The sequence below is a fragment of the Bacillus cereus group sp. MYBK108-1 genome (assembly GCF_051917185.1).
Taxonomy (GTDB): Bacteria; Bacillota; Bacilli; order Bacillales; family Bacillaceae_G; genus Bacillus_A; species Bacillus_A cereus.
In genome coordinates this window covers 19,451-42,295 of the sequence record NZ_JBQAHZ010000033.1, presented here as the reverse complement: position 1 = coordinate 42,295, position 22,845 = coordinate 19,451, and the positions used below count along the sequence as shown (strand labels likewise).

Here is a 22,845-nt window from a genome sequence, read left to right as displayed (position 1 = left end):
AATCGCTCATGGAACATTGGAATGAGCTAAACCTAATATATGTCCCATTTCGCGTAATGCAACAGTTCTACATCAAATGCGTTCGGAGAAGTCCCAATACCTCAAGTGTGCTCACTATTATCAAAACCTCCCATAATATTATTGAAGTAGTGTCTTCTCACGACTTGAAGGCAAGTCGTATCGCGTTCCCCATTTTTTAGAAATATCTTTCGTTTCAATATCAAATGCATAGGCTATCCGTTTCTCGTCCCAGGGACATAGTGCTGAAAAGTCTATTGCTGTAACCGCTAGTATATCGGGTACTCCGCATGTGGACTTTGTCATTAGCTCACGAGTCCGCTCAGTAAACGTCTTAGTTTCTGCTAATCCATAAAACCTTTGAAACTCGAAAATATTCTCAGGTATTTAAAATTCTAATGCCTGAGAATCGTAGAGGGCTTTCCAAAGATAGCCAAAAAAGCAGGGAAAGTCCCGAACGTTCTTAAGATTCTTGCCAATCCTCCTCTATTTGTGGGTATAACTCTACCGTTTTGAGAAAAGGGCTTCATTTTTAATTTGCGCATTTTCATTAGTCAAATTGAGAGGGTTTGAATGGTTTATCATTTTAAAAACCTCCAACTCAAAGTGTAGTATTAACTATTATTTGGGTTTTTATTACAGAAAGAATTAAATCTAAGTGACCGCTAAAAGATTAAAAACCAATCCTTTTAAATTGGATAATAATCGATATAATCGTTAGATTATAGTTTTTACTTTGATATGCATAAATATCGTAAATAATAGGAGAATCTAAACGGTTTGGCAAATTTGTTTTAACTAAAAAAATCGATGGGGTAATCAACATGTTTACAGATTATAAATGCTACATAGAGATTTATTCCTAGGCTTTTTGCAGCAGGAAGAAAAAATAATCTACATAAAATTTGTAGAGAAGGAGGCTTTTCTATAATGGGTTCAAATGAAGGATTTGATCCTATTTTCTTAGGAGAAGAGTTTCCTATTTCATTTCCGTGTTTACGTGAAGATATAAGTCAAATTGCATTAGAAAAAGCTAAAATTTATGCATTTACACATTTTTTAATTGTTATGAATAAAGAACGGAAATTTGCGTTTTATGGAGTAAATAATACCGATGTAGAAAAAATATACAGTTGGATAGATGTGATAACGGGCACCTGGATGAGAGGCTTAAGAATAAAAATCAGGTAGGAGACTGGTTATATGCAGGAGGCCAGGTGGACTTGTGGGGTAGGGGTTACCTTGTTAGAAGAGAGGATGTAGACTGTGGAAACATAGATGAAGCAGAGAAAACAAATTGTAATTCATTTTGCTTTGCAACTATTGCTCCTCATCATAAGGAATTCCAGCATACAAAATGGGGCGATATAGAAAATTGTATTATTAGTAAAAGCAAGAGTAGAAACAAGAAATTTTCAATTTTTATACTCCCTATCTTTTCAGAAAATGATAGGGAGTACTGTGGATACCAAAAACCTATAGGTTGTGGAATTAAGATACCAGCTGGTTTTTGGAAAGTAGGTTTTTATATTGGTATTGATGATAATCTTCATTCAGTAGCATTCAAAATAATGCAGGATTATTACTGGATAGATAACCTGAAGGAGGAAAGTCAGTCTTCTACAAAATATCACTGGTTAGAAAGAATGGATGTAGTAACAAAATACCAAGTTCCTTTAATAACTATAAATGCAGTTACAGGAATAATATTTGATGAACATCTTTATGAGATGAATCCTCCCCGTTATCATACTAACATTAATACTAAAAGAGCCAACATTGTTACTCCTAAAGCACACATAATTCGAAAGAAAACAGATTTAATATTAGAGTAGTTTGAAAATAACAATCATTAATTTTTCTAATCTATAGTTGATATTTTTTCCATTAATCACTGTTGTAAAAAGGGGAAAAGACTTTTTATTTGTACGTAAATTATTTGTTTGCTTGTTGTTCGTATGTTTCACGTCGATTTTCAATTTTTTGTAATACACTATCTAGAACATTACGCTCAGCCAACGTTTGATAAAGGTCATTCTGTACTTCTGCAGCTTTTTTGTTTTCGTCTTGACTACTTAGGAATTCACTGAATGTTACCATATATTCATTATAATCCTTATGGGAAAGTGTTTTAGCTGCTATCTGTTTGTGCTCAGTTAAAGCAGAAGCAAACTGCTTACGTGCCTCGTCTGGTTGGGCAGGTATTATTTTTATTTTACCTCTTGTATCTGCGTCTTCTGTGAAGTCAAGGAATTGATAATCGAACGCCAATGGTTTAGCAAGAGCGATATGAGCGTGAAGAGCAACCGCATGGTCACGAAGTTTTTCGGTTACCTCACGAAGGATGTCATTCCCTGTTTCAAGAAAACGACTACCGTCGAATGAAAGAATACGGCCGACTTCTTCAGAGAAAAAGTCTTGAGCAAGAAATTCCTGATCATATCCGGCAGGTGGAAAAACACGAATCCTTAAGTTGTTTGATACGATGTTATTGCCGTTTATTTGCATGACTAATTGAATGTTATAAAATCCTGGTTCATCAATTAACCAGCCATTTTTCCCTACGGAAGCAAAAATGGTTTCATAAAGTGATTCTCCTGGCATAATTACCTTGTTCTCTAGTTTCCAACAATATTGAGCATAAGGTAGTAATTGACGTCCTTGTTTTCCTTCTTTTTTTATAATCACAGACATTCCGTTTAAATCGGACAAAATATGTTTTTTTATTAACTGAGGTTGATTCGAAGTATTGGTTAATTTGATTTCAAAAACTACAGGTTCTAAGAATTGAAACACAGGTGTTTTACGGTTAACTCTCAATTCAAGATTAAAAGAAGGATGAATAGAAACGGTCGTCTGTTCAAAACCATGATTTATCAACCAGTCAGCATTACCCATTTGTACGAAGCGCTCAGGTGCATGTCGCATAAACAAAAGTTCTTGATCACTAAAACGATACTCAAATTTTTCAAAGAACTCCTCTGTATTTCCATCTTTGATACCATCAAATTTGTCAGGATAATTCATAAAACTTAGAGCTTTTGGTTCTGGGATAAGATGACGCCCCAATGGTTCCCAAGGATTACCTAAGTGTTTTTCCCAAGAGTGCAAAAGGTTAAAGGCATGTCCCATTTCATGGCAAGCACACCAAAAACGATTTCGCTGTACCCAAGCTCCAGGGTTTGGATCACCTTGAGGTGGATCAGAGATAAAAGAATTATTAAAGATTGCCGTCCCTTGACGATGATTTGGACCTATACTATCAAACATAATACCGCCAAGACCATGGCCTCTTTCAGCTTCCGAATTTGCAAAGAATGTCCACATGGACCATTGTGGCTTATTGTCAAAATGTGACCAATATACTTGCATGGCATCATGTAATTCTTGATTACTCCATTTCCTGTTTGTCCCTGTATGGTCTCGGGAAACGGTATTATTACCTTCTGATACCTTTACATCAAACCCGGTTCGTTTAAAAACTTCCGCAATCGACAAGGTTTCATCTGGCAAAAATGTTGGCTTGTTTGGGTGGGAGTGTGTTTGATAGGTTGTCACTGGTGCTGTACCTTCTTCTGCATCGAATTCAAATTCCACAGAGTGGAAGTAAGGAGATTGAAATCGGAAAATTCTAGTTCTGTCCGTTTCCCCCCCAATTAGAAACATAACTTCTGCAGTATGCTGCCCAGGAAATGAACCGGGTGTTACCTGTATTTTTACATTTGTGTAAGGAAATGATTGTATTCCTTCTGGGTATTTGTTTTGAATATTACCTGTCCAAGTATTCAGACCATTAGCTGTTAACTTAGCAATCCAATGAGTGGAAGAAGACAGATTTGGAATAATAGTTCCGCTTGCTATCATCTGTGGATAGCGTCCGTCTACGTCGAGGCGAAGCTCCTCGCGGATTTGTTGTTCACTCCATGCATATAAACCACTGATTGGTGGAGCAATAGCGGCATTTAAGGAATCTTCTCCTAAACTAGAAGGGTGAGTGGTTTTTAATAATTGTTCTGGTTCGATAGAGTTGTTCTGATCCATCTTTATTACCTCCATGACTATTAATATTTGTGCTTCTTCCTCAGACTCAAGAGTGATAGAACATGAGACGAAACAGTTATTAAATAAACTGTTTATATTTATTTTCAAAACACAATATTTATTTTGTAGAAAATAATATTTGTTATAACAGTTAATTTATTCCTATCTTGATAAAGAGGCCAGCTATGCTTATTAGGTTTAAAACATAACAATATAATTACATTGTTGTTAATTGTAATAACGATTAGTATCGTAATCTCACATTTTAAATGAAGTTTTATATATAAATTATATAAATGAGTATAAACATTAAAAGTAGGTGATTATATATGTTGATAGTTCTTATCAACCAGTATTGGAGGAAAAATGATGCCGGATACAAAACTGTATATTATTCGCCATGGTAGGGCGGAAGGAAATAAAATAAATTCATCATTATTATGTCCTGAGGGGAAAATTCAAGCAGAAAGATTATCGGATTTTTTATTACAAAGAAACATCACAAACGTTAACCAGTTAATTTCCAGTCCTTTTTTGCGTGCTAAACAAACAGCAAAAGTTATTTCCGAAAAATTACATTTAGAGTGTTCAATTGAAGATAGGTTAAGAGAAATAGATTTAGATGAGATAAATGATAATGAACATTTAGCAGAAAAGATAAAAGAACAATTTGAAGATTTTAGCTTAAAACTCATAGGAAATGAGTCTAACCAGGATGTTATGGATCGATTAGGTACGTTGAAAGACGATTTATTACAAAGAGGGGGAACCTTTCTTTTAGTTACACATAGTGTTGCAATGACACTGTTACTTCGTCATTTTGATAGTAGCAGATTTGGGGTTGAGGAATGGGGGAAAATAACATATCCAGATGTTTATTTGGTAACTTTAACAAATAATAATATTAATATAGAACATATTTGGAAATGAGTATACGTATAAAAACAAATCTACTTTTAACCATTATTACTTTAACAAGTAATTACGTAGGTGGGAGATGAATTGGCATCGGGTAAGGAACGACAGGAAGCCATCTTAATCGTTCGAATTGAAGTTAATGGTTTGGAATATATCTTTGTGGGAGTGACATAATACTTGTGATAAATCTTTTTTGGAGGTAGAATAATGAAAAATCTAGATGGTACAAAGAAAAATTTAGTCACAGGTAAACCAGATATAAGTAATCTTAAAAATTGTATTGAAGATGTTAGAAAAGCAGCATTAACCAATGTTGATGGACCAGAGGATCCAACTAATTATCATGAACTACGTGGGAGATTAGAAACTTTACGAGATAAGTTGCCTCCTTTATACCGCGATACAATGTATAAACCTTTTATCAAAAAACTCGATGAATTGGGACAAGAAGGGTTTACTAGAATATTATTGAGGGACCCAAAAAGAGAAAGAACAGCAGGTTTAATGCTAGATATTGCTCAGGCAATTCTTCAGCATGGCGAAGGGTATAAATCTCATGCTACAGGGGCTTTTCAAGAATTAGTAAGTGATCTTTATGATGGTTTTTTGAGCTTAGAGGATAGAGCAGGAGTTAAACCACCAGATTTGAGTGTTATTCCGCCACTTGTTAAATGGGGAAATCCAGAGGCTGGCCCATATACTTGGCCAGTAGATGCAACTTCTATTTTTGGGGTGGAGGTAGCTGTTGTTAGTCTCCCGCCAGTTAATGCGACACAAGGTCTTTTGGCTTGGTCAAGCATAGGTCATGAAACAGGCGGTCATGATATATTACATGCTGATACGGGATTACTGGATGAGTTAGCTGATAGTGTAAGAACAGAGTTGGAGGAACAAAATTTTGGACATGATTTATCTGAATATTGGGCTTCCCGTATTGATGAAACTGCGTCTGATGTTTTAGGTATATTGAATTTAGGACCTGCGGCAGCGATAGGTTTAGTCGGTTATTTTCGTGGTTTAAATGCGGCCTTTACAGGACAAGCTATCCTTAGAAATGAAGGACCTGATAGAGATCCTCATCCAGCTGATATATTAAGAGGGTATTTAGGAGCGTATGCTGTAGGATTGCTTGAATTTGATCAAGCGAAAGAATGGGAGAAGATAATTGAAACTGAAGTAGAAAAAGATCTCTCAGAGATTCAACTGGAGGGAATAGCAATAAGTAATGATGAGGCTAAGAAATCAGCTCAAATTGTTGCTTCTACTATAGTGAAGAGAAAATTAATTAGTCTGGAAAATCATAGTTTAAATCAGATTCAAAACTGGAAAAATAAAGATGAGTTAATTGTTGCTCAGTTACGCTCTTCATTAAATACACTGGGTTCGTTGCCTGAAGAATACAAATCAGGAATTTATGCGGCCCATGTAGTTGCTGCTGCTGTTACAGCCGCTATTTCGAAAGATGGAGATGTTGCTGTGATTTTTGATAGGATGATTACGTCGCTAAAAGCAATGCATGATTCTAATCCTTCTTGGGGACCTTTATTTGTGGTACACCCTGGAGATATTGTACGACACTTACTTTATCGTAATTAACGTCAATACGTAATATATTGGTGAATCATACTCCAGATAGTGCAAACATCAAATAAATTGCCTATCTGGGTTTTTTATATGTATTTATTTCTTATTCTTCGCTAAAACAATGTAAAAGATAAACGGAAATTAAGTTATCTTTTTTATAATGAAAGTCACTAGAAACAACTAAAAAAATGTAAAGAATCTACACAAATTTCTTTTCAGAATGACTTTTCTATATAATTGGAAAGGGTGCATTGAAATTATTCCCAAGACAATAAAGTGTTAAGTATTTAATACACGTTAAATAAGGACTTATTGAGAGTTATAATGAAAAGAAAAAGAACCCTATAGGGTTCTTTTTCAAGGCATATTAACAGTAAGGAGAATCATGAAATGCTACTTCAAATCTTTATTAGGGGAAAGATTTTGAATAAGCTTAACATACATCTATTTTTACATATATGTAATATATAGTAAATTGATAATGTTTAGACTTTCTATTACCAATATTCAATTAAGATAGTTAACACTATGTATATAGTGTTAACTGGAATTTAGTACAGTATACATTTAGAAATCTGATATTAGATTTCATTTGTTAAAAAAGCTAATAGCTATATTATTTCAAATTCTAACTAACATTTAAACGATTTATTTGAAATTGGTTGTGTATTAACCCTTATAAGCCAATAAAAGTAAATAAAATAAACAAAGACCCTGTAATAAATACAGGGCCGGATACAGGGTTAAGGGAACGCATAGTTTTTTAATATCATAGTAGCATATATTCTTTGTATAGCTACATGAGGATTTTGACAGAATTAAGAACAAGACAGAAAATCTGTAGGAAAGCAAATATAGTGCTGGAAATGTGATTTTAAATTAAACTATAGGCATATTGAAATGGATGAAAACTCTTGAGTACCATGATTAAATTGCCTTTAAATATGAGGTTTAGGTTAGAGGGATAATTGGATCTTACTGAAAAGAAAAAATGTTTTTTAGATTAAAAGAAGAAAAGACACCTTTTGGGTGTCTTTTCTTTAGGTAAACAGTTCACATATTGCTGAATTAGATACGAGAAACCATAATTCGACTACGAAGTAAATCCTAACACAATCTGAACAGAAAAAATATGTAATATTACATTTTTAGTTTTTAATTATTTTATTGAATACATATTAGCAACGTAAATAAAAAGGGCATGCAGTCGTATCTGCAGCCCTTTTTAGGAGGAATTCAAGACACCATAAGGACACGTATTGGTAAACAGGTTCAAAAATAGTATATGTGAAAAGAAAAAGTCCTATACCAAAAGTAGACAGGATTTAATCTTTTTTACATTTTCAAAAATGAAATTCCGTCCTTTTTGAAATCATTACAGTACAAACTTGGTTTGTAATGAAATTAGAAAAAGGATACATGAAAATGGCAGACAACTATTTTGTTGCCTGCCGGTGCCAGTGGGTTGAATGAGTTAGTCAATGCAATAAATTACTATCCCATTACCAGAAGAGTGAAGCCGCTAGTTCAAACGGCTTAGACATAGTTTACCTAATAAAGAAAAAATTATGAGTAGAGATTTTGTTTGCTCTATATGAAAAGATAAATAGATATTCATCAGACAAGGATAATTTAGCATACCTTGAATAGGGTGAAGGAACGAATTAAAGAAAAGGATTTTTGTTTTGGAAGGGACTGACTCAGTAATGGAACTTTCGGACAGGGTTTGGGGAGCGGTGATTGCCTTTGGTATTGCGACTAATATCGTTGCTTGTATGATGGCAGTATACATTCAAAAATATGAGCTAATGATAAATCATCTTACAAATATTTTATTTTTAATAATTATCTCTTTAACGTATATTAAGATGAAAATTAACAAATGGGTGGCTTTAGGATTTACATTTGTTGTAATAGAGAAAGGTATTAAGGCGGGATATGACTTCTACACACATGATTATTATGGTGTCAGTTGGAGTTTAGCTATCATTGTCTATTGCATATACGAGATGAAAAAGTATCATATTGAAATAAACGAATAGCCGCAACAATAAGATGTTAGTAGACGTAATTTTTAAAAAATACTATAAAAAAGACACTACAAGAGTGTCTTTTTTTTGAAAATACTCTATAATTAACTTTGGGGAAGGTAATGTTAGAGTATTCGTTTAGCATTATCTTTATATTTGATAAACCATGAAATCGAAAGATTTTGTGGTTTATTTTATGAACAATAGATATTACAGTATTGGCAGTGAGCTATTGATCATTTTAGGCATTTGGAGAGAAGGGATTAAAAGTCTAACATCGAATAACGGTTCCTGAATATAGTGTTGCGAAATGATCTCCCATATCCCAAACGGTACTTGCCTGTATATAGCCCTTAAAGCCTTCTGAAGAATAATAAATCTCTTTTGGTATACTTTCTTTAGTTTGGAAATGTGCTTTAGAGTACTTTACATAATGGTTTTTAATAACTTTTGCTTCCGGAACAATAGTGTTTTTTTGTTCCAATGCTGGCCTAGCATTAGAAGGTGGTATGAATTTTACAGTGTCTTGGTAATTAGAATCTAAGGTGTCAGCTTGTACACTGTGCGACGAAACAAAGGTACTTAAACTACTTCCCACGATTAAAGTTACAAATGCTAACTTTGAGAATTTTGTTAATCTACTCATTCTATAATCTCCTTTTTATTATTTTGTAAGATATCTCCTTACACCTCACAGTCTATATCCACTACAAAAGGGTGTACATACATATTGATAGACAAAATTCTACAAAATACCTCATGTTTTTGGGGTTGTGTATAATAATCCAATGTTTAATAATTTATCAGAAGTAAAAAAGTAGGTGTTATATAAAAGAAAATGAATAATTTATGCAGGGAATGTATATAAAATTATTGTTTAAATATTCTAAAATGAGTTGATAAAGATGTGGAATTGTTTTTTAGAAATTAAATGATTCTAAAGGTTAAATTTGGAAGTTAAATTCTCTTTTTAAGTTTACTTTTATAATATTGTTCACATGTGTGGATTATTAAGATTTAAATATAAATTGTCTAAAGATTTTTTGTATAAGCAAACATTTAAAATATAAAAAAGTGAGAAAAATGATAAACATTCTTCTCACTTTCATCAATTAGGGTGGCATATACATAAATATGCGTTTGGTTAGATTTTCGGATGAAAAATCCACATGCATAGTATAGCAAAAAAATAAGGATTTTCGCATGTAATATTGCATATGAAAAATAGTAAAGTTTTAAATTTTGATATTAAAAACTTATATATACATGTTACAATGTATTTCTCTAATTTATTTTATTCTCCTATTTAGAATTTATGGTTTAGTGATTCAATAATACAAAAGTGGTTGTAATAAATAGATAAATCAATGAAGTAATACAGTTAGAATGGTTAAAAGGCAGTTAAATATAAGTATTAAAAGAATAAATTTACTTAGTTATGTTTAGTGAATGTATTATGGTAAGGATTTCATCTGGTTGGAATAGCGCTAAACTAAATTTTATCCAAACAAGTCCAATAATTATTTTTTAAATGAAGTATATGTTTCATCCAGTTTATTTGGAATAATTCGTAGTCAAATAATTGCTGAATCTAGAAAAATAAAATATACGAAAGGAGGACAGATAAAACTCTGCCTGTGAAATTTAAATCGCTAAATGATAAAGTTCGGATAATAGGATGGGGTTGTGGTTTCATTTCGAATGGTACCATAAATATATGTAGAAAAAATAAAGGAGAAAAATTTAAATAAACTATATAAGTAGTAAAAATGAAAAGGAGAAGTATCTAGTGTTTAATATAAAAGAAAGATTGGGACAAATAAAGCTTAAAACGAAGTTGTCTATGGCATTTATAGCAATATTAATTATACCAAGTCTTATCGTAGGAGTATCATCTTATAATAAAGCAAAAACAGATCTTAATGAAACAATTCTACAATCAGCAAAAGATAATATAAGTATTTTAGATAAGATTGTTGATGATGAATTAGAAAATAAGCATATAGATGTCACTCATTTTGCAAAGGTACTTACACAAGGTGATTATAATCCTGAACAATCGCAAAATGTACAGAGTAAATTTGATCAATATATACAGTTACATCCAGAGATAGAAACGATTTATACGGCATCCAGTAACAATCAATTTATTCATGCACCTGTTGGTAAAATACCAGAAGGGTTTAATCCGTTAGAAAGTAGTTGGTATAAGGATGCAGTAAAAGCAAATGGAGAGATTATTGTTTCATCTCCCTATAAATCAAAGTCTACAGGAAATATGGTAATTGCAATTGCAAAGCAAAATGCAGATAAAAGTGGTGTCATTGGCGTAGATTTGAATATTACAGATATCGTAAAAACATCCAAAATGATAAAAATTGGAAAGCAAGGATTTGTATCTATAGTCAGTCAAGATAAAACTATAGTTGTTCATCCATCACTAAAGCCTGGAGAGAAATTAGAGAAAAATTTAGCGGATGAATTGTACAAGAAAGAAGATGGAGTAATTACTTATAGTCTCAATGGTGAAGATCGAAACATAAGCTTCAAGACAAACAAAAAAACAGGTTGGAAGATAGCTGGGGTAATGCCTACGAAAGAAATTGAAGAAGCTACCAATCCTATTTTTTATAAAACACTCACTATAATAGGGGCTTCATTATTGTTAGGTGGAATTGTAATTTTATTCATACTTAAATCCATTATTACTCCACTAAGACAATTAGTTAATTCGGCCCATAGAATTAGTCAGGGAGATTTAACCGAGAAAATAGATATTCATTCAAAGGATGAACTTGGTCAATTAGGTGGTAGTTTCAATACAATGGCAGAGTCGTTACGTACTATTATTTCTCAAATTAACACATCTGCAGGACATGTAGCTGCGTCTTCTGAGGAATTAACTGCTAGTGTAGAGCAAGCGAGTGTTGCGACAGAACAAATTACAAAAGAGATGGAAGAAATCTCGAACAGTGCAGAGGTTCAAAATAATGAAGTTGAGTCTGGAGCTAATTTAATTGGTGAGGTAACACGAAATATTCAATACGTAGCTGAGAATGCTTCTGAAGTATCGGCTTCCTCCATATACACAAAACAAAAAGCTAATGAAGGTGAACAATTAGTAGAACAAACTGTAACACAAATGCAGTCTATCCATCACTCTGTTTCTCAATCTGATAATGTAATAAAATTATTAGATAAGAAATCACAACAAATTGGCAGTATATTAGAAGCAATTCAAAATATTGCGGAACAAACAAATTTATTAGCATTGAATGCAGCAATTGAAGCAGCCAGAGCAGGAGAACAGGGGCGAGGGTTTGCAATCGTTGCCGATGAAGTTAGAAAATTGGCGGAGCAATCATCCGAATCTTCGATGGAAATTGGCAGTTTAATTAAGGAAATACAAGCAGACGTACATGAGACTGTAAAAGCTATGAATGAAGTAGGAGTAGAAGTACAGTCGGGAATTAATGTTGCGAATGATACAAAACAAAGTTTTTATGAGATTTCAAAATCTGCAAATGATATTGTATCAAAAGTGCATGGTATGGTAGAACTATCAAATAAAATGACAACTGATGCAATGAAAGTAGATACATCGATTGATCAAATAGCTATGGCTGTAAAAGAGAATTCTTCAAGTATGCAAACGATAGCTGGTTCATCTGAGGAACAACATGCTTCTATGGAAGAGATAAATTCTTCAGCAATACAATTAGCACAGATGGCGGAAGAACTTCAAGAGTTAATTGGTGGATTTAAGATTTAAGTTGAGATTCTAAGAGAGAATGCTAGAATCTTGTTACAGAGTGGAAATGAAAATCTTATAATATAGTAAATAAGTATAATATGTACTCTCTAAGCGTATTGAACAGGCAGATAAGCCATTTTAAAAACCCTCCATTTGGAGGGTTTTTAAATACATTTACATTAAATTTGTTGTGGTGCACCATCATAATTGTTAACACTATATGAAGGAGCAGGATAATGTCCATGAGTAGCAAGCTGACCTGTATTAGAAAACTGAGAAATTCCCACCGTTAACACCCCAATGAAAGCAATGCCAGATAATAATAAGCTAATTTTTTTCATTATTTTAACACTCCTTTTTCAATTAATTTTCGTCTTGCTTGATAACAAATATGGAAATAGTCACTTACCTTTGTGTGGTTCTCTAATTGTCTACATTTTGTGGCAAATAATTCAGCGTATTCGACAACATATTCCCATAATTCTTCTTTCTCAAAGTATAAGATTCCTTCTTGTATGATTTTTTCTAATTCTTCCAATGGAATGTTTTCATTTAATCTTTTTAAAATAAAGAAGTGATATATATATTCTTTGTTATGGATTTCTCTGCAGATTTTTAATCCCTTAACAATGAGTTTGCTAGCCGTCGATTGTTCTCCTAATTTATAATGTTCCTTAGCTTGTAGGAAGATAGCCTTGAAGTGTGTAGGGATTTTCTCTGTTACTTCTGAAAGGTGACGAATTGCTAAAGTAGACATACTTTGATCAGAATACAGCCACCCCATAGTACTTTTTACGTATAACAAGGAATCTTCTTCTTTATTTTTTTGTAGTAAATCAATTGCACATTGTAGATATTCTTCAGCTTGTTCGTACTGTTTTAAATAGATGCAGCAACCACCTAACAAACTATTACAAAAGGCTGATTTTACTTCATAACCATCATACTTTGAAAATATTGCTCTCGATTTAATTGCGTATTCGATAGAAGCGAGCATGTTATAGGTATGGTGATAAAAAATAGCAATTCTATAGTAGAATTCAGCGTGTTCAATTTCATCTGGTATGTCTACTAATATCTTTTCTGCCAGTTTATAATGTTCCTCTGCCTCAGTATAATTTGATATAAAAGTGGAGTGAATGGATTTAAAAAAATGATAATAGAAGCGTAGGAAATGGTCTGTAGGCATATCATAGTCGCTGATGGCATCAAAGCTATTTTGTTGAATACCAAGGCTATCTGTTAATACAGTGTAACGAAATTCAAGTAGTGAGTAATAGAGTAATAAATTTTGATCTTGATTCTCTTGATTCGGTTCAATGCTTAACTGATTAATTTTTTCATCAATTTTCTTTTTTAGATTAGTAGCTTTTATAACTTGTTGAGATAGCATAGATTGATACCAGTCGTTCAATAGAGAGGTTAACTGCTCATTTCCTTTTACTGTGACACTCATAATATACGCCCCCATCTTATAGAAATATCCTAATCCAATTTAATTGTAACTATCATAGCAAATTAGAAGCGAAAATGGTGTGATTTTACAAATTTTTCAAGAAAATTCAGAAAATAATCGATTGTTGTCGAATATACTTATAATTTGACGTATTTCCCGAAAGAATTCTCCTTCCTCAAGCGTGTGAAGGACGTAGCACGACGATAGGTGAGAGATGAATTTTGGTTTGGTGGAGCCAAAAGGCTTTGCTTTTTATTTTTCCGATGTTGATATGTATTTATTGTAGCTAGGTACATAGAACTAAAAATAAGATATTCTTGTGAACTCAAAAAGCCGAAATTCCTTAACTTAGGAATTTTGGCTTTGACGTTATGTCATGGAATTGCAATTGGAATGGCATCTGGCATATCTACTGCACCAGAGTTATAATTTCTTCAGCTCTTTAACTTAGAAACGGGTACTTGATTAGCGTAGTTAAATTATTGCCTTTTAAAAGAACGGAAAGAGTTTTTTCGAGTTAGCACCTTTTACATGATAAATATTGAAGAGAGAAAAAACACTTAGAAAGACTTTTAAGCAGAAAAATAGACTAGTCTATTTTTAATTTCTAATGGTCCCAGTATCCTTTATTTTGACGTGTGTCTTTACATTTATTTTAGCCGCTGCTAAGGCTTGCAACCAATCTCCTTTTACTTTTTTCCACTCTTTGTATTGAAAAGCTCTAGCATATAGGGATAATCCCATTGGATCAATTTTATTCTGCTGTATTTCATTCAACATATTTTGTAAATTATTATTAATTTCATTTTGAATAGCACTTTTTAAATTATTTATATTTTTTTTATTATCATAGTGCTTCTTAATTAAATTCGCATTGGTTTTTTCTATTAAAGCTACATTAGCATATATATCGAGATTAAACACAAACTTTCCGTTTTGAAAATTAACACCTACCTTCCTTGTCGCGTTCTGTACGAAGATAGAAGTGTTTGGTTTTTTATTAGATTTAGGAGGAAGCTCAAGGTGTAGTATCATTCGGCCGTTACTTTTTGGCTTATTTATAAGGTTGAAAAATTTAACATTTTTTTTAGGGATATGAGTTAAATATTTTCCTTTTCGATTTAAAAATGCGATTCCTACTGTGTCAATTTCATTCTTTGTTTTCTTGATAATTGGAACAGTTTGCGTCATTCCTTCTTCATTTTGTTCTCTCATTAATTGCTGAATTGTAGAAGAGACGGATTGGTTATTTTGAATTGAAGATTCGATTACACCATTTATATAAGATGAAAGTGATGGTTTACTGGGCTTGTGAATTTTAAAAATTTCTTCTGCAGGTCCATCTACAAGTACTACTTTAGCATTAATGGTAGCGTAAGGATCACGGTAAGAAGAATCAAGCTCCTGCAACCAATTTGCTTCTTGCGCTAATTTTTTCCCAATTAAAATGATTTCAGCTTTGGAAGCTGTCATAAAGCCCGTTAACTTCGTATCTATCTTACTGAATCCAGTATATACAGTTGATGCTTGTGTCCAATGTTCTATAGTACTTTTTGGTTGTTTATGATGAAAGAGTGGTATGCTTGTTCCAACTTTTATGTCTCCATTAGGGGTTCTATCCAAGCCAATTAACAGGATTAATGAAACCTTCTCAAGAGGAATTCTCTGACTACAACCAATTATATATACACAACAAATTACAATCCATATCCATTTTCGAATCAAAGTTGTTTCCTCCTAGTAATCCAAGTGAAAAGAATACTGTAAGCGAAAAATAACATTGGTAATAGAATAAAGAAAATGACATTTAAGATATCCATAAGAGAATATATAAACAAATATTGATCCACATCGGGATTTAGGAAAATAAATAGACCAACTATAAATAGCATAAAAGCAAGCAGCGACCAATTGCGGATGTTTTTTTGAAATGAAATGGTCACAGATTCAAAACTGAAAAATAAATACGGATATATCGTAGTGGAAAATACAATTAAATAGTAAGCGATATATATAATTTCTAATCGTTCTATGAAAGAAAAACGAACCCCTTTTAACAGATGAAATACTGGCCAGATTACGTCTTTTATCCCCTCTGGACTAAAGTATATATAAGAAAGAATAGTCACATATAGATAGAAGAACATAGTTCCAGTATTCGCTATTAGTAGTCCTTTTATGGCTTTGTGTTTTTTTTGTAAGAACGGGTATATATAATATGCAATTTCTAAGCCAGCATAAGGTGTAATGGTTTCTTTTGTTGCCTTTATAATAGGGTATAATCCATCTTTAAAAATAGGTAGTAGGTGTAAAGGGTTGTAGTTAGTCTTTAGTGAAAACAGAAGAAATAGTGGCATCCAAGTAGTGAAGAAGAAAACAAGCATAGAATAACTAGTAAGAGCCCTTAACCCACTCAGAGCTAAAATAATAAAAGGTAATAGTAATAATATGGTGATTTGATAAGCAGGAGTGGAAGGGAATATCCAAACTTTTACAATATCAGTTACCTTTAGTAAAGTATTAAAGCCAGCAAAAAATAGATAACAGGCATATAAAAGAAAAAGAATCGTCCCTAGCCATTTACCAAAGTATGTTTTTAAGATTTGTGAGAAATTTTTGTTGGGATTTTTTTGTAACATTAATATAATAAATACACCGATTATAGAAGTAACCATCCATCCAAGAATGATTGAAATCCAGCCATCTGTGCCAGCAGTAGTAGCAAGTGGGCTTGGCATAATTAACATACCAGATGCAAGTTGCAGCGAATGGATGAAAATAATAAATTCGAATAAAGTTATATTTTTGAATTTAAGATTCCCCATGTTAACCACCTTCTTTTTTCTTTCTTTGTTTCGGCTGCCCTGTACTCGAACGGCTGGTAAGCATAGAAATAGGAAATCTTACAAAAGAATCTTTTAACTCTTGGAGACGAAATGGCGCGATTGGCAATCCATATGGTGAACCATATGAAGTTAGTGAAACAAAATGAGCAAATAAGAGCATTAATCCACTAACAATACCTACAATGCCATAAAAGTAAGCCAATAACATCATTGGAAAACGAATAAGGCGTATAGAACTTGATAAATCATAATTAGAAACAATAAATGAAGCAATGGCTGTAATAGATACGATAATAACCATAACGTTACTAACAAGACCAGCTTGAACAGCCGCCTGTCCAATTACAATCCCTCCAACGATTCCAATGGTTTGTCCAATTGGTTGTGGTAAGCGAATACCAGCTTCACGTAGCATTTCTAGTGTGATTTCCATTATAAAAGCTTCCAATAAGGGAGAGAAAGGGACTTTGACTCTTGACGTTGCAATAGAAGTGTATAAATCTATAGGAATGATTTCAAAGTGAAAAGAGACTATAGCTATATAAAATGCTGGTAAAAAAATAGCTATAATAAATCCTGCAAATCTTAATAAGCGAAAAAATGATGCAATGAGCCAATGAATATTATAATCATCTGGAGTTTGAAAGAATCCAATTAAATTCATTGGAACAATCATTGCGCCAGGGGATCTATCCATTAACACCGCTACTTTTCCATCAAGTATATGGTTTGAAATAGCATCTGGGCGTTCGCTTAAATAAGCCTGTGGAAAAGGAGACCAATTTTGATCCTTTGTAAAATTAGATAGTTCACCAATGCTTAATACCGCATCCGTTTTAATTCTACAGATTCTGTTTTCTATTTCTTGAACTACATCTGGATTCGCAACGTCACCTAAATAAATTAAATAAACAACAGAAGTTGCTCGTTCTCCAATCGTCAGCTTTTTGATTTTTAACTCTGCAGAAGGAAGATATCGACGAATTAAGCCTATATTTTTTGTGGCATTCTCAATAAATCCATCATGCGATCCTTTAATAGTAACTTCTGAAATTGGTTCTTGAATTGCTCTCTCTGCCCAGCCTTTTGTATTTATTAGAAGTGAACGATTTTCTCCTTCCATAAATAGTACACATTGACCTTCAAGTAATCCTTCTTTAATTTCATTCCATGTATATACTATTTTGGTATGAGTAGCGATAATATTAGAATTAAATATTTGACTGTCTTCATTTACTTCTTGTAATAATGGTGTAACGACATTGCCTTTTAAAGCAACACCATCAGTAAGGCCTTCAAAGTAATATAGTAGAATATTCGTATTTGTTTTTAATTGCAAAGGGTGTTCAATTAAATCTGCACTAATATCAAAGATGTTATCTAATGTATTTTTAAGTTCTTTTAAGTTACTTGTTTGGATCTTTTCAATGTTTTTATCTGTCTTAGTTTCTAAGGTCTCTTCATTTAAGGACAAAATTGACACCTCTTTAATATGTAACGATTAGTTGTAGTTATTATTTTTATATAATTGAATTTTATTCACTAATTTAAAAGAATTGGAGCTAAGAATTGATAAAATTTGATGTGCTATATTATTAATTCAATAATTTAGAGCAAAAAAGTAGAGGTGATTTGTGGGGGAATCTAAGTATCAAGATAGAATTGAAATTTGAATGATTATAACAAAAAAGAACCCTTGATAGGCTCTTTTTCATAGTTGATAAATATATTGTCAACAATAGATGGCGTTTAAGGTAGTAATTTAGATGTCTTTAAGTTCATCAGCTGAATTTTGTAGGAAGAATTCTTTTTTCATATCTTAATACTCAATGAAAAAGGATATTTCATTTGTTTGGGTGTTTTAGTGTATTTGAATTTTGCGCACTAACAAATTTTGTTTAGGGACAAAATGCATTTTCTTAATTATCAGAAAAATTAACGCAACAAAATTCTTATTAATTATTTTGGTAGGTATCAAATATTTCTTTTGCCTTATTTTCTTGATATTACCGTACGTTTATATGTTTCTAAGGGAAAGAAATACTTTCATTTTTATGACCATCTATTGTTTGATTAAGATGGTAACACGAAATAGAAGCGTTTACAACTAGAAAATAAAGAAAAAATATTAAAATTAGACTTTTTTCGACAATTATTTTATGTTTATATTTCATTTTATTATAGGAAAAGGCGAGGGAAAGCGGACCTTTTCCTATAAAATGTTTTGTTGGAATTAGAAATAACTAAAAAAGTAATATTAGCTTAAAATTAAAATGAAATTCAATGAATATGAGCTCAAAGTCATGAAATTCAATGATAAGGTTATGATTGAATTTTTAAACCTCATGTGTATTGAAAGTATGGTCAAATCTTAATCCACGTTGCGTTTCTTCCTTTTGTAACTAGCTTAATATGGCCAAACACTTGCAAGGAATTTAAAGCCTTACTGATTGTACTTTCTGCAATGTCTGGATAAGTGTTACGAATACTTTCCTTAGTAAAAGGTTGTTTTTGTTTAAGTATAAAATCCTGAATTCTCTCAACTTTAGTATGTTTACATATAGAATCTAGAACTGTGTTATGAAGATCTTTGTAAGCCTCTAATATAATTGTTAAAAACGTTTTTAACCAAAAGCTATTATTATGTTCCTCGCAGTACCAATTCACCGAAGATTTATAAATCGAATTGTAATAATCAGATTCGTTCTTCTTAATATATTTATCCAAACATACATATTTTACAAATGTATGTCCACTCTTAATTAACAGCAATTGCATTAACATAAATGCCAGCCTGTTATTACCTTGATTGAAAGGGACTATGCAATAAAAATTTAATATAAAACGAGCTATTAATAAAAGTGAATGTAGCCCCTTACTAGTATTTAATGAGTGGTATTGATCACATAATTGCTCCATAAACCGTGGGATAAGTTCATGCGGAAGAATGCGGTAACTATTCAAGTGTATTCCATGTTCTGGAACTCCTGGAATAATAAAGGGTTTTTCACGCCATTTGGCACTGTCAGAGGTAATATAATGTATTAGTTGAAAATGTAATTCCTGTATAGTTGCTGGATTAATTAATAAAGTACAGGAGTTTTTATGTACAAAAGAAAGTGTTTGATAATAGCAGAAAATAGCATCTTCAGAAATATTTTGAGGTACTATATCATCTAAAATAAGTTCTTTTAATCTTTTATTAGGAACTTTTATATCCTCATAAATAGTTGTGAAATTTTTTATGTAATGTAGTGGTATAGTTTTTTCTAAACTATTAAATATGTCAGGGTTTTGTTCCTGATAAGCAGCTAATTTTCCTTTGAATTCGCTAATTTCACTTATTAAATTTATTAACCTCCTTTTTAATTCAATATTTTTGTACTTATCATCAAAAAAGTCTCTCATTTTTGTTCCTCCTGTAACCCCTTAACATGTTGTTGCATATATCTTTCCATTCTAAAGGTATGCCACGACATCATTGTAAAATAAAGATATTTTAGGTCTGATTTTGAATATATATATCAGAATCTATATTTTTATTTAACAATTAAAATATGGAAATTATAAAGAAGAATCGTTAGGATTCAATTTTAATAGGCATAATCCTAACATCAAATGCACAAATGTACAATAAAAAAATAAAAAAAATAAAACTATCGACTCTTTTGAAATATTATCTAAAAGAGTTTTAAGAAATTGTAGGTATAGATGTGCTTTAGTTTAGGAGTAAATAATAAGGCGGTAATAAAGTTTTCATAGGTAATTAAAAAGTAGATAGACTATTAATTTGTGACAATTACGTGCCTAATCTATCATATGCTTTTATGAGAATTCTAAAATTAAATCCTAACGAGCTGAATTTTCTATATTTAGAATAAATATTAGGAGAGGCGTGCTGATGAAATGTATCATTTTATATAGAATTATGTAACGTTTAACACTCGTATTGTAAAATATTTCGACATACGTTAATTTAAATATTAGGTACAGGAACATTTAATAAAAACTCAGTACTAAAGTACCCTTTAAACATTTCACCCTAAGAACGTTTCTCAAGCACACTGAAGTTCATCCTTTGTTTCTGTTCCTTATTAGATAAAAATAACATAATAAACTTTCATAATATGATAATAAAAATAGGCTTTCAAATCTTTTTCTTAACATTAACAATCTCTTGATGATCTGTTTAAAGTAAGAAAATGCAGGGTAGACAATGGTATTAATAAAGAAAATAGAACAGTTAAGCTAGATAACTTGAGTCATTTTATAAGTAATTAAGCGTTAGATTGAATTAGTAAGAATATTATATGTGTTTGCTAAATCGCTTGTTTTAATTGGTCTGTTACTATTAATTTATGAATTTTAACATTTAGAAGCTAGTCAACATATAGGTTATATTAGTTATGTGAGTTTTAACCTCAAGTGTATATGTTTAAGGGTGAACTACCCGCCACTTAAAGTCCGAACGGACTGTTTGAAGTGGGGACTTCTCGGTTAGTCGTTACTTTTGGTAGCTAACGAATTCGTCCTAAGACAGCCGAGCTAACTCCCTTGTTCCAAGGGTTATTTTATTGCTATCTATGCTAACGCCAATAGGCATATTGCTTCATTTTTGATATTGATAGCTGCGTTATAATCTCTATCGAGATTTACACCGCATATACAAGAATAGACTCGCTCAGACAATGACATATTTTTCACATTTCCACAACTGCTACATGTTTTTGTGGAAGGAAACCATTTGTCTATTTTCACAAGCTGTTTGCCTTGTTCATTTAGTTTATAAGCTAAGAAAGAAGTGAACATACCCCAAGCATTATCAGCGACGCTTTTTCCAAAATGAAGTGCTTGCGATATTCCCTTCATATTTAGATCTTCAATAGCTACAACATCAAAATGAGTGGCTAACTCTTTAGACTTATGATGAAGGAAGTTCTTACGTTGGTTTGCTACTTTTTCATGCAGCTTAGCTACACGGATACGTTGTTTATTCCAACGCCCTGAACCTTTTGTTCTTCTTGATAATACTCGTTGTGCCTTTGCTAATCGGTCTAACATTTCACGATAGAACTTAGGATAATTGGCTCTCTCATCCTCAGAACTGACGTATAATTGATCCATCGCAAAGTCTAATCCAACAACTGTTTCTACTTCTTTTTGTACGATCTCTTTTTCGTATTCAGTCAAAATGGACACATAGTGTTTACCAGTAGGTGTCATAGAAATCGTACATGACTTGATTATATGGTCTTGTGGTATTTCTCTATGCTGTTTGATACGTACCATTTTCAGTTTTGGCAATTTGATATGACCGTTAAGCAACATAATATTTCCGTTCACTACATTCGTTGTATAAGACTTTCTGTCTTTTTTGCTTTTGAATGTTGGGAAGTCATTTTGACCACGAAAGAAATTTTTATAGGCAGTTTGCAAGTTTAGTTGAGCATTTGCCAAAGCTAATGAATCAACTTCTTTTAACCACTCAAATTTTGCTTTGTATTTTGCGGGAGTGGGAAGCTTTTGTTTCTTTAGTTGATTCTTATCATCTTTATGTTTTTCATACGCTTCTTTCCGTTCAGCTAACATTCTGTTATACACGAAACGTACACAACCGAAGGTTTTACGCATAAGATGTGCTTGGTCTCCTGTTGGATACAAACGGAATTTATATGCTTTATTCTGCTTTGTCATATCATTTCACCTCACTTTTCACTTTGACTTTCAATATATGTTTTTACTACGTCTATTGGCGAACCACCAGTAGTTAGCAAGCAAAAGCTTCTTGACCAAAACATCTCTTTCCAAAGTTTCTTTTTCACTTGTGGAAAGTCTCTTTTAATAAGTCGAGAACTTGCACTTTTATAAGCATTGATGAATTTTGTCATTTCTGTATTAGGGTGTGCCTTGAACAAAATATGAACATGGTCTACATCATGATTCCATTCAACTAATGTGATGTTATAGTTTTCAGATAGTCGAACAAACATATCTTTTGCATAGTCTGACATATCATCATCAAACACATTTCTTCTGTATTTCACGACCAACACAAGGTGATAGTACAACAAGAATACTGAATGGTTATTACTATCTAATTTCATTTATATACCAGCCTTTATCATTTATAAGACTGATTATATCAGAGGCAAAATAAAAAGGAAAACCTTTTGGCTACGCCAAACCGAAATTCATCTC

General features: G+C 32.2%; 17 protein-coding genes. 6 read left to right on the top strand and 11 right to left on the bottom strand.

What is annotated here, in order from left to right:
• Nucleotides 1-138: 138 nt before the first annotated feature.
• A complete protein-coding gene (locus tag ACTFSL_RS27835; protein WP_141550226.1) occupies nucleotides 139-324 on the bottom strand; it encodes a hypothetical protein in 186 nt (61 codons plus the stop codon).
• A gap of 624 nt (nucleotides 325-948) precedes the next feature.
• On the opposite strand from ACTFSL_RS27835, the gene ACTFSL_RS27830 reads away from it, so the two are divergent.
• Nucleotides 949-1,209 (top strand): hypothetical protein, encoded by a 261-nt coding sequence (locus tag ACTFSL_RS27830; RefSeq protein ID WP_063538516.1) that lies wholly within the window; start codon nucleotides 949-951, stop codon nucleotides 1,207-1,209.
• A 26-nt stretch (nucleotides 1,210-1,235) separates the two neighbouring features.
• Complete coding sequence (locus tag ACTFSL_RS27825) at nucleotides 1,236-1,853, top strand: DNA/RNA non-specific endonuclease (RefSeq protein ID WP_243821156.1); 618 nt, start codon at nucleotides 1,236-1,238, stop codon at nucleotides 1,851-1,853.
• 100 nt (nucleotides 1,854-1,953) lie between these two features.
• On the opposite strand, the gene ACTFSL_RS27820 is transcribed toward ACTFSL_RS27825, so the two are convergent.
• Nucleotides 1,954-4,059 carry a hypothetical protein gene (locus ACTFSL_RS27820; protein WP_080470901.1) on the bottom strand — a complete coding sequence of 702 codons (2,106 nt, stop codon included), beginning with the start codon at nucleotides 4,057-4,059 and terminating at the stop codon, nucleotides 1,954-1,956.
• 369 nt (nucleotides 4,060-4,428) lie between these two features.
• Here ACTFSL_RS27820 and ACTFSL_RS27815 point away from each other — a divergent pair, with 369 nt between their 5' ends.
• The 3 genes from ACTFSL_RS27815 to ACTFSL_RS27805 all read left to right on the top strand — a co-directional run bounded on the left by ACTFSL_RS27815 (nucleotide 4,429) and on the right by ACTFSL_RS27805 (nucleotide 8,603).
• On the top strand, nucleotides 4,429-4,989 hold the full coding sequence (locus ACTFSL_RS27815) for a histidine phosphatase family protein (protein ID WP_063538520.1): 561 nt from the start codon (nucleotides 4,429-4,431) through the stop codon (nucleotides 4,987-4,989).
• 195 nt (nucleotides 4,990-5,184) lie between these two features.
• Nucleotides 5,185-6,573: a hypothetical protein gene (locus ACTFSL_RS27810; protein ID WP_063538522.1), complete on the top strand. Its 1,389-nt coding sequence runs from the start codon at nucleotides 5,185-5,187 to the stop codon at nucleotides 6,571-6,573.
• 1,694 nt (nucleotides 6,574-8,267) lie between these two features.
• Nucleotides 8,268-8,603 (top strand): hypothetical protein, encoded by a 336-nt coding sequence (locus ACTFSL_RS27805; protein WP_063538524.1) that lies wholly within the window; start codon nucleotides 8,268-8,270, stop codon nucleotides 8,601-8,603.
• 259 nt (nucleotides 8,604-8,862) lie between these two features.
• Here the strand turns inward: ACTFSL_RS27805 and ACTFSL_RS27800 are convergent, their stop codons facing one another.
• Nucleotides 8,863-9,237: a hypothetical protein gene (locus ACTFSL_RS27800; protein WP_063538526.1), complete on the bottom strand. Its 375-nt coding sequence runs from the start codon at nucleotides 9,235-9,237 to the stop codon at nucleotides 8,863-8,865.
• 1,143 nt (nucleotides 9,238-10,380) lie between these two features.
• Here ACTFSL_RS27800 and ACTFSL_RS27795 point away from each other — a divergent pair.
• Complete coding sequence (locus ACTFSL_RS27795; protein WP_063538528.1) at nucleotides 10,381-12,363, top strand: methyl-accepting chemotaxis protein; 1,983 nt, start codon at nucleotides 10,381-10,383, stop codon at nucleotides 12,361-12,363.
• Between the two features lie 161 nt (nucleotides 12,364-12,524).
• Here the strand turns inward: ACTFSL_RS27795 and ACTFSL_RS27790 are convergent, their stop codons facing one another.
• The 8 genes from ACTFSL_RS27790 to tnpA all read right to left on the bottom strand — a co-directional run bounded on the left by ACTFSL_RS27790 (nucleotide 12,525) and on the right by tnpA (nucleotide 22,751).
• On the bottom strand, nucleotides 12,525-12,686 hold the full coding sequence (locus tag ACTFSL_RS27790; protein WP_063538530.1) for a hypothetical protein: 162 nt from the start codon (nucleotides 12,684-12,686) through the stop codon (nucleotides 12,525-12,527).
• A complete protein-coding gene (locus ACTFSL_RS27785) occupies nucleotides 12,686-13,801 on the bottom strand; it encodes a tetratricopeptide repeat protein (protein WP_063538532.1) in 1,116 nt (371 codons plus the stop codon). Before ACTFSL_RS27785 ends, ACTFSL_RS27790 begins: the two co-directional genes overlap by 1 nt.
• A 600-nt stretch (nucleotides 13,802-14,401) precedes the next feature.
• Nucleotides 14,402-15,526, bottom strand: a complete 1,125-nt coding sequence (locus tag ACTFSL_RS27780; RefSeq protein WP_063538534.1) for a Ger(x)C family spore germination protein — start codon at nucleotides 15,524-15,526, stop codon at nucleotides 14,402-14,404.
• Nucleotides 15,523-16,626: a GerAB/ArcD/ProY family transporter gene (locus tag ACTFSL_RS27775; RefSeq protein ID WP_000527366.1), complete on the bottom strand. Its 1,104-nt coding sequence runs from the start codon at nucleotides 16,624-16,626 to the stop codon at nucleotides 15,523-15,525. The genes ACTFSL_RS27780 and ACTFSL_RS27775 overlap by 4 nt, the downstream gene beginning before the upstream one ends.
• A gap of 1 nt (nucleotide 16,627) precedes the next feature.
• Nucleotides 16,628-18,121 carry a spore germination protein gene (locus tag ACTFSL_RS27770; RefSeq protein ID WP_063538536.1) on the bottom strand — a complete coding sequence of 498 codons (1,494 nt, stop codon included), beginning with the start codon at nucleotides 18,119-18,121 and terminating at the stop codon, nucleotides 16,628-16,630.
• Between the two features lie 890 nt (nucleotides 18,122-19,011).
• Nucleotides 19,012-20,055: a Fic family protein gene (locus ACTFSL_RS27765; protein ID WP_063538538.1), complete on the bottom strand. Its 1,044-nt coding sequence runs from the start codon at nucleotides 20,053-20,055 to the stop codon at nucleotides 19,012-19,014.
• Between the two features lie 1,173 nt (nucleotides 20,056-21,228).
• Nucleotides 21,229-22,341, bottom strand: coding sequence for an RNA-guided endonuclease TnpB family protein (locus ACTFSL_RS27760; RefSeq protein WP_063538540.1), 1,113 nt, complete (start codon nucleotides 22,339-22,341; stop codon nucleotides 21,229-21,231).
• 11 nt (nucleotides 22,342-22,352) lie between these two features.
• A complete protein-coding gene (tnpA, locus tag ACTFSL_RS27755) occupies nucleotides 22,353-22,751 on the bottom strand; it encodes an IS200/IS605 family transposase (protein WP_063538542.1) in 399 nt (132 codons plus the stop codon).
• Nucleotides 22,752-22,845: the final 94 nt, after the last annotated feature.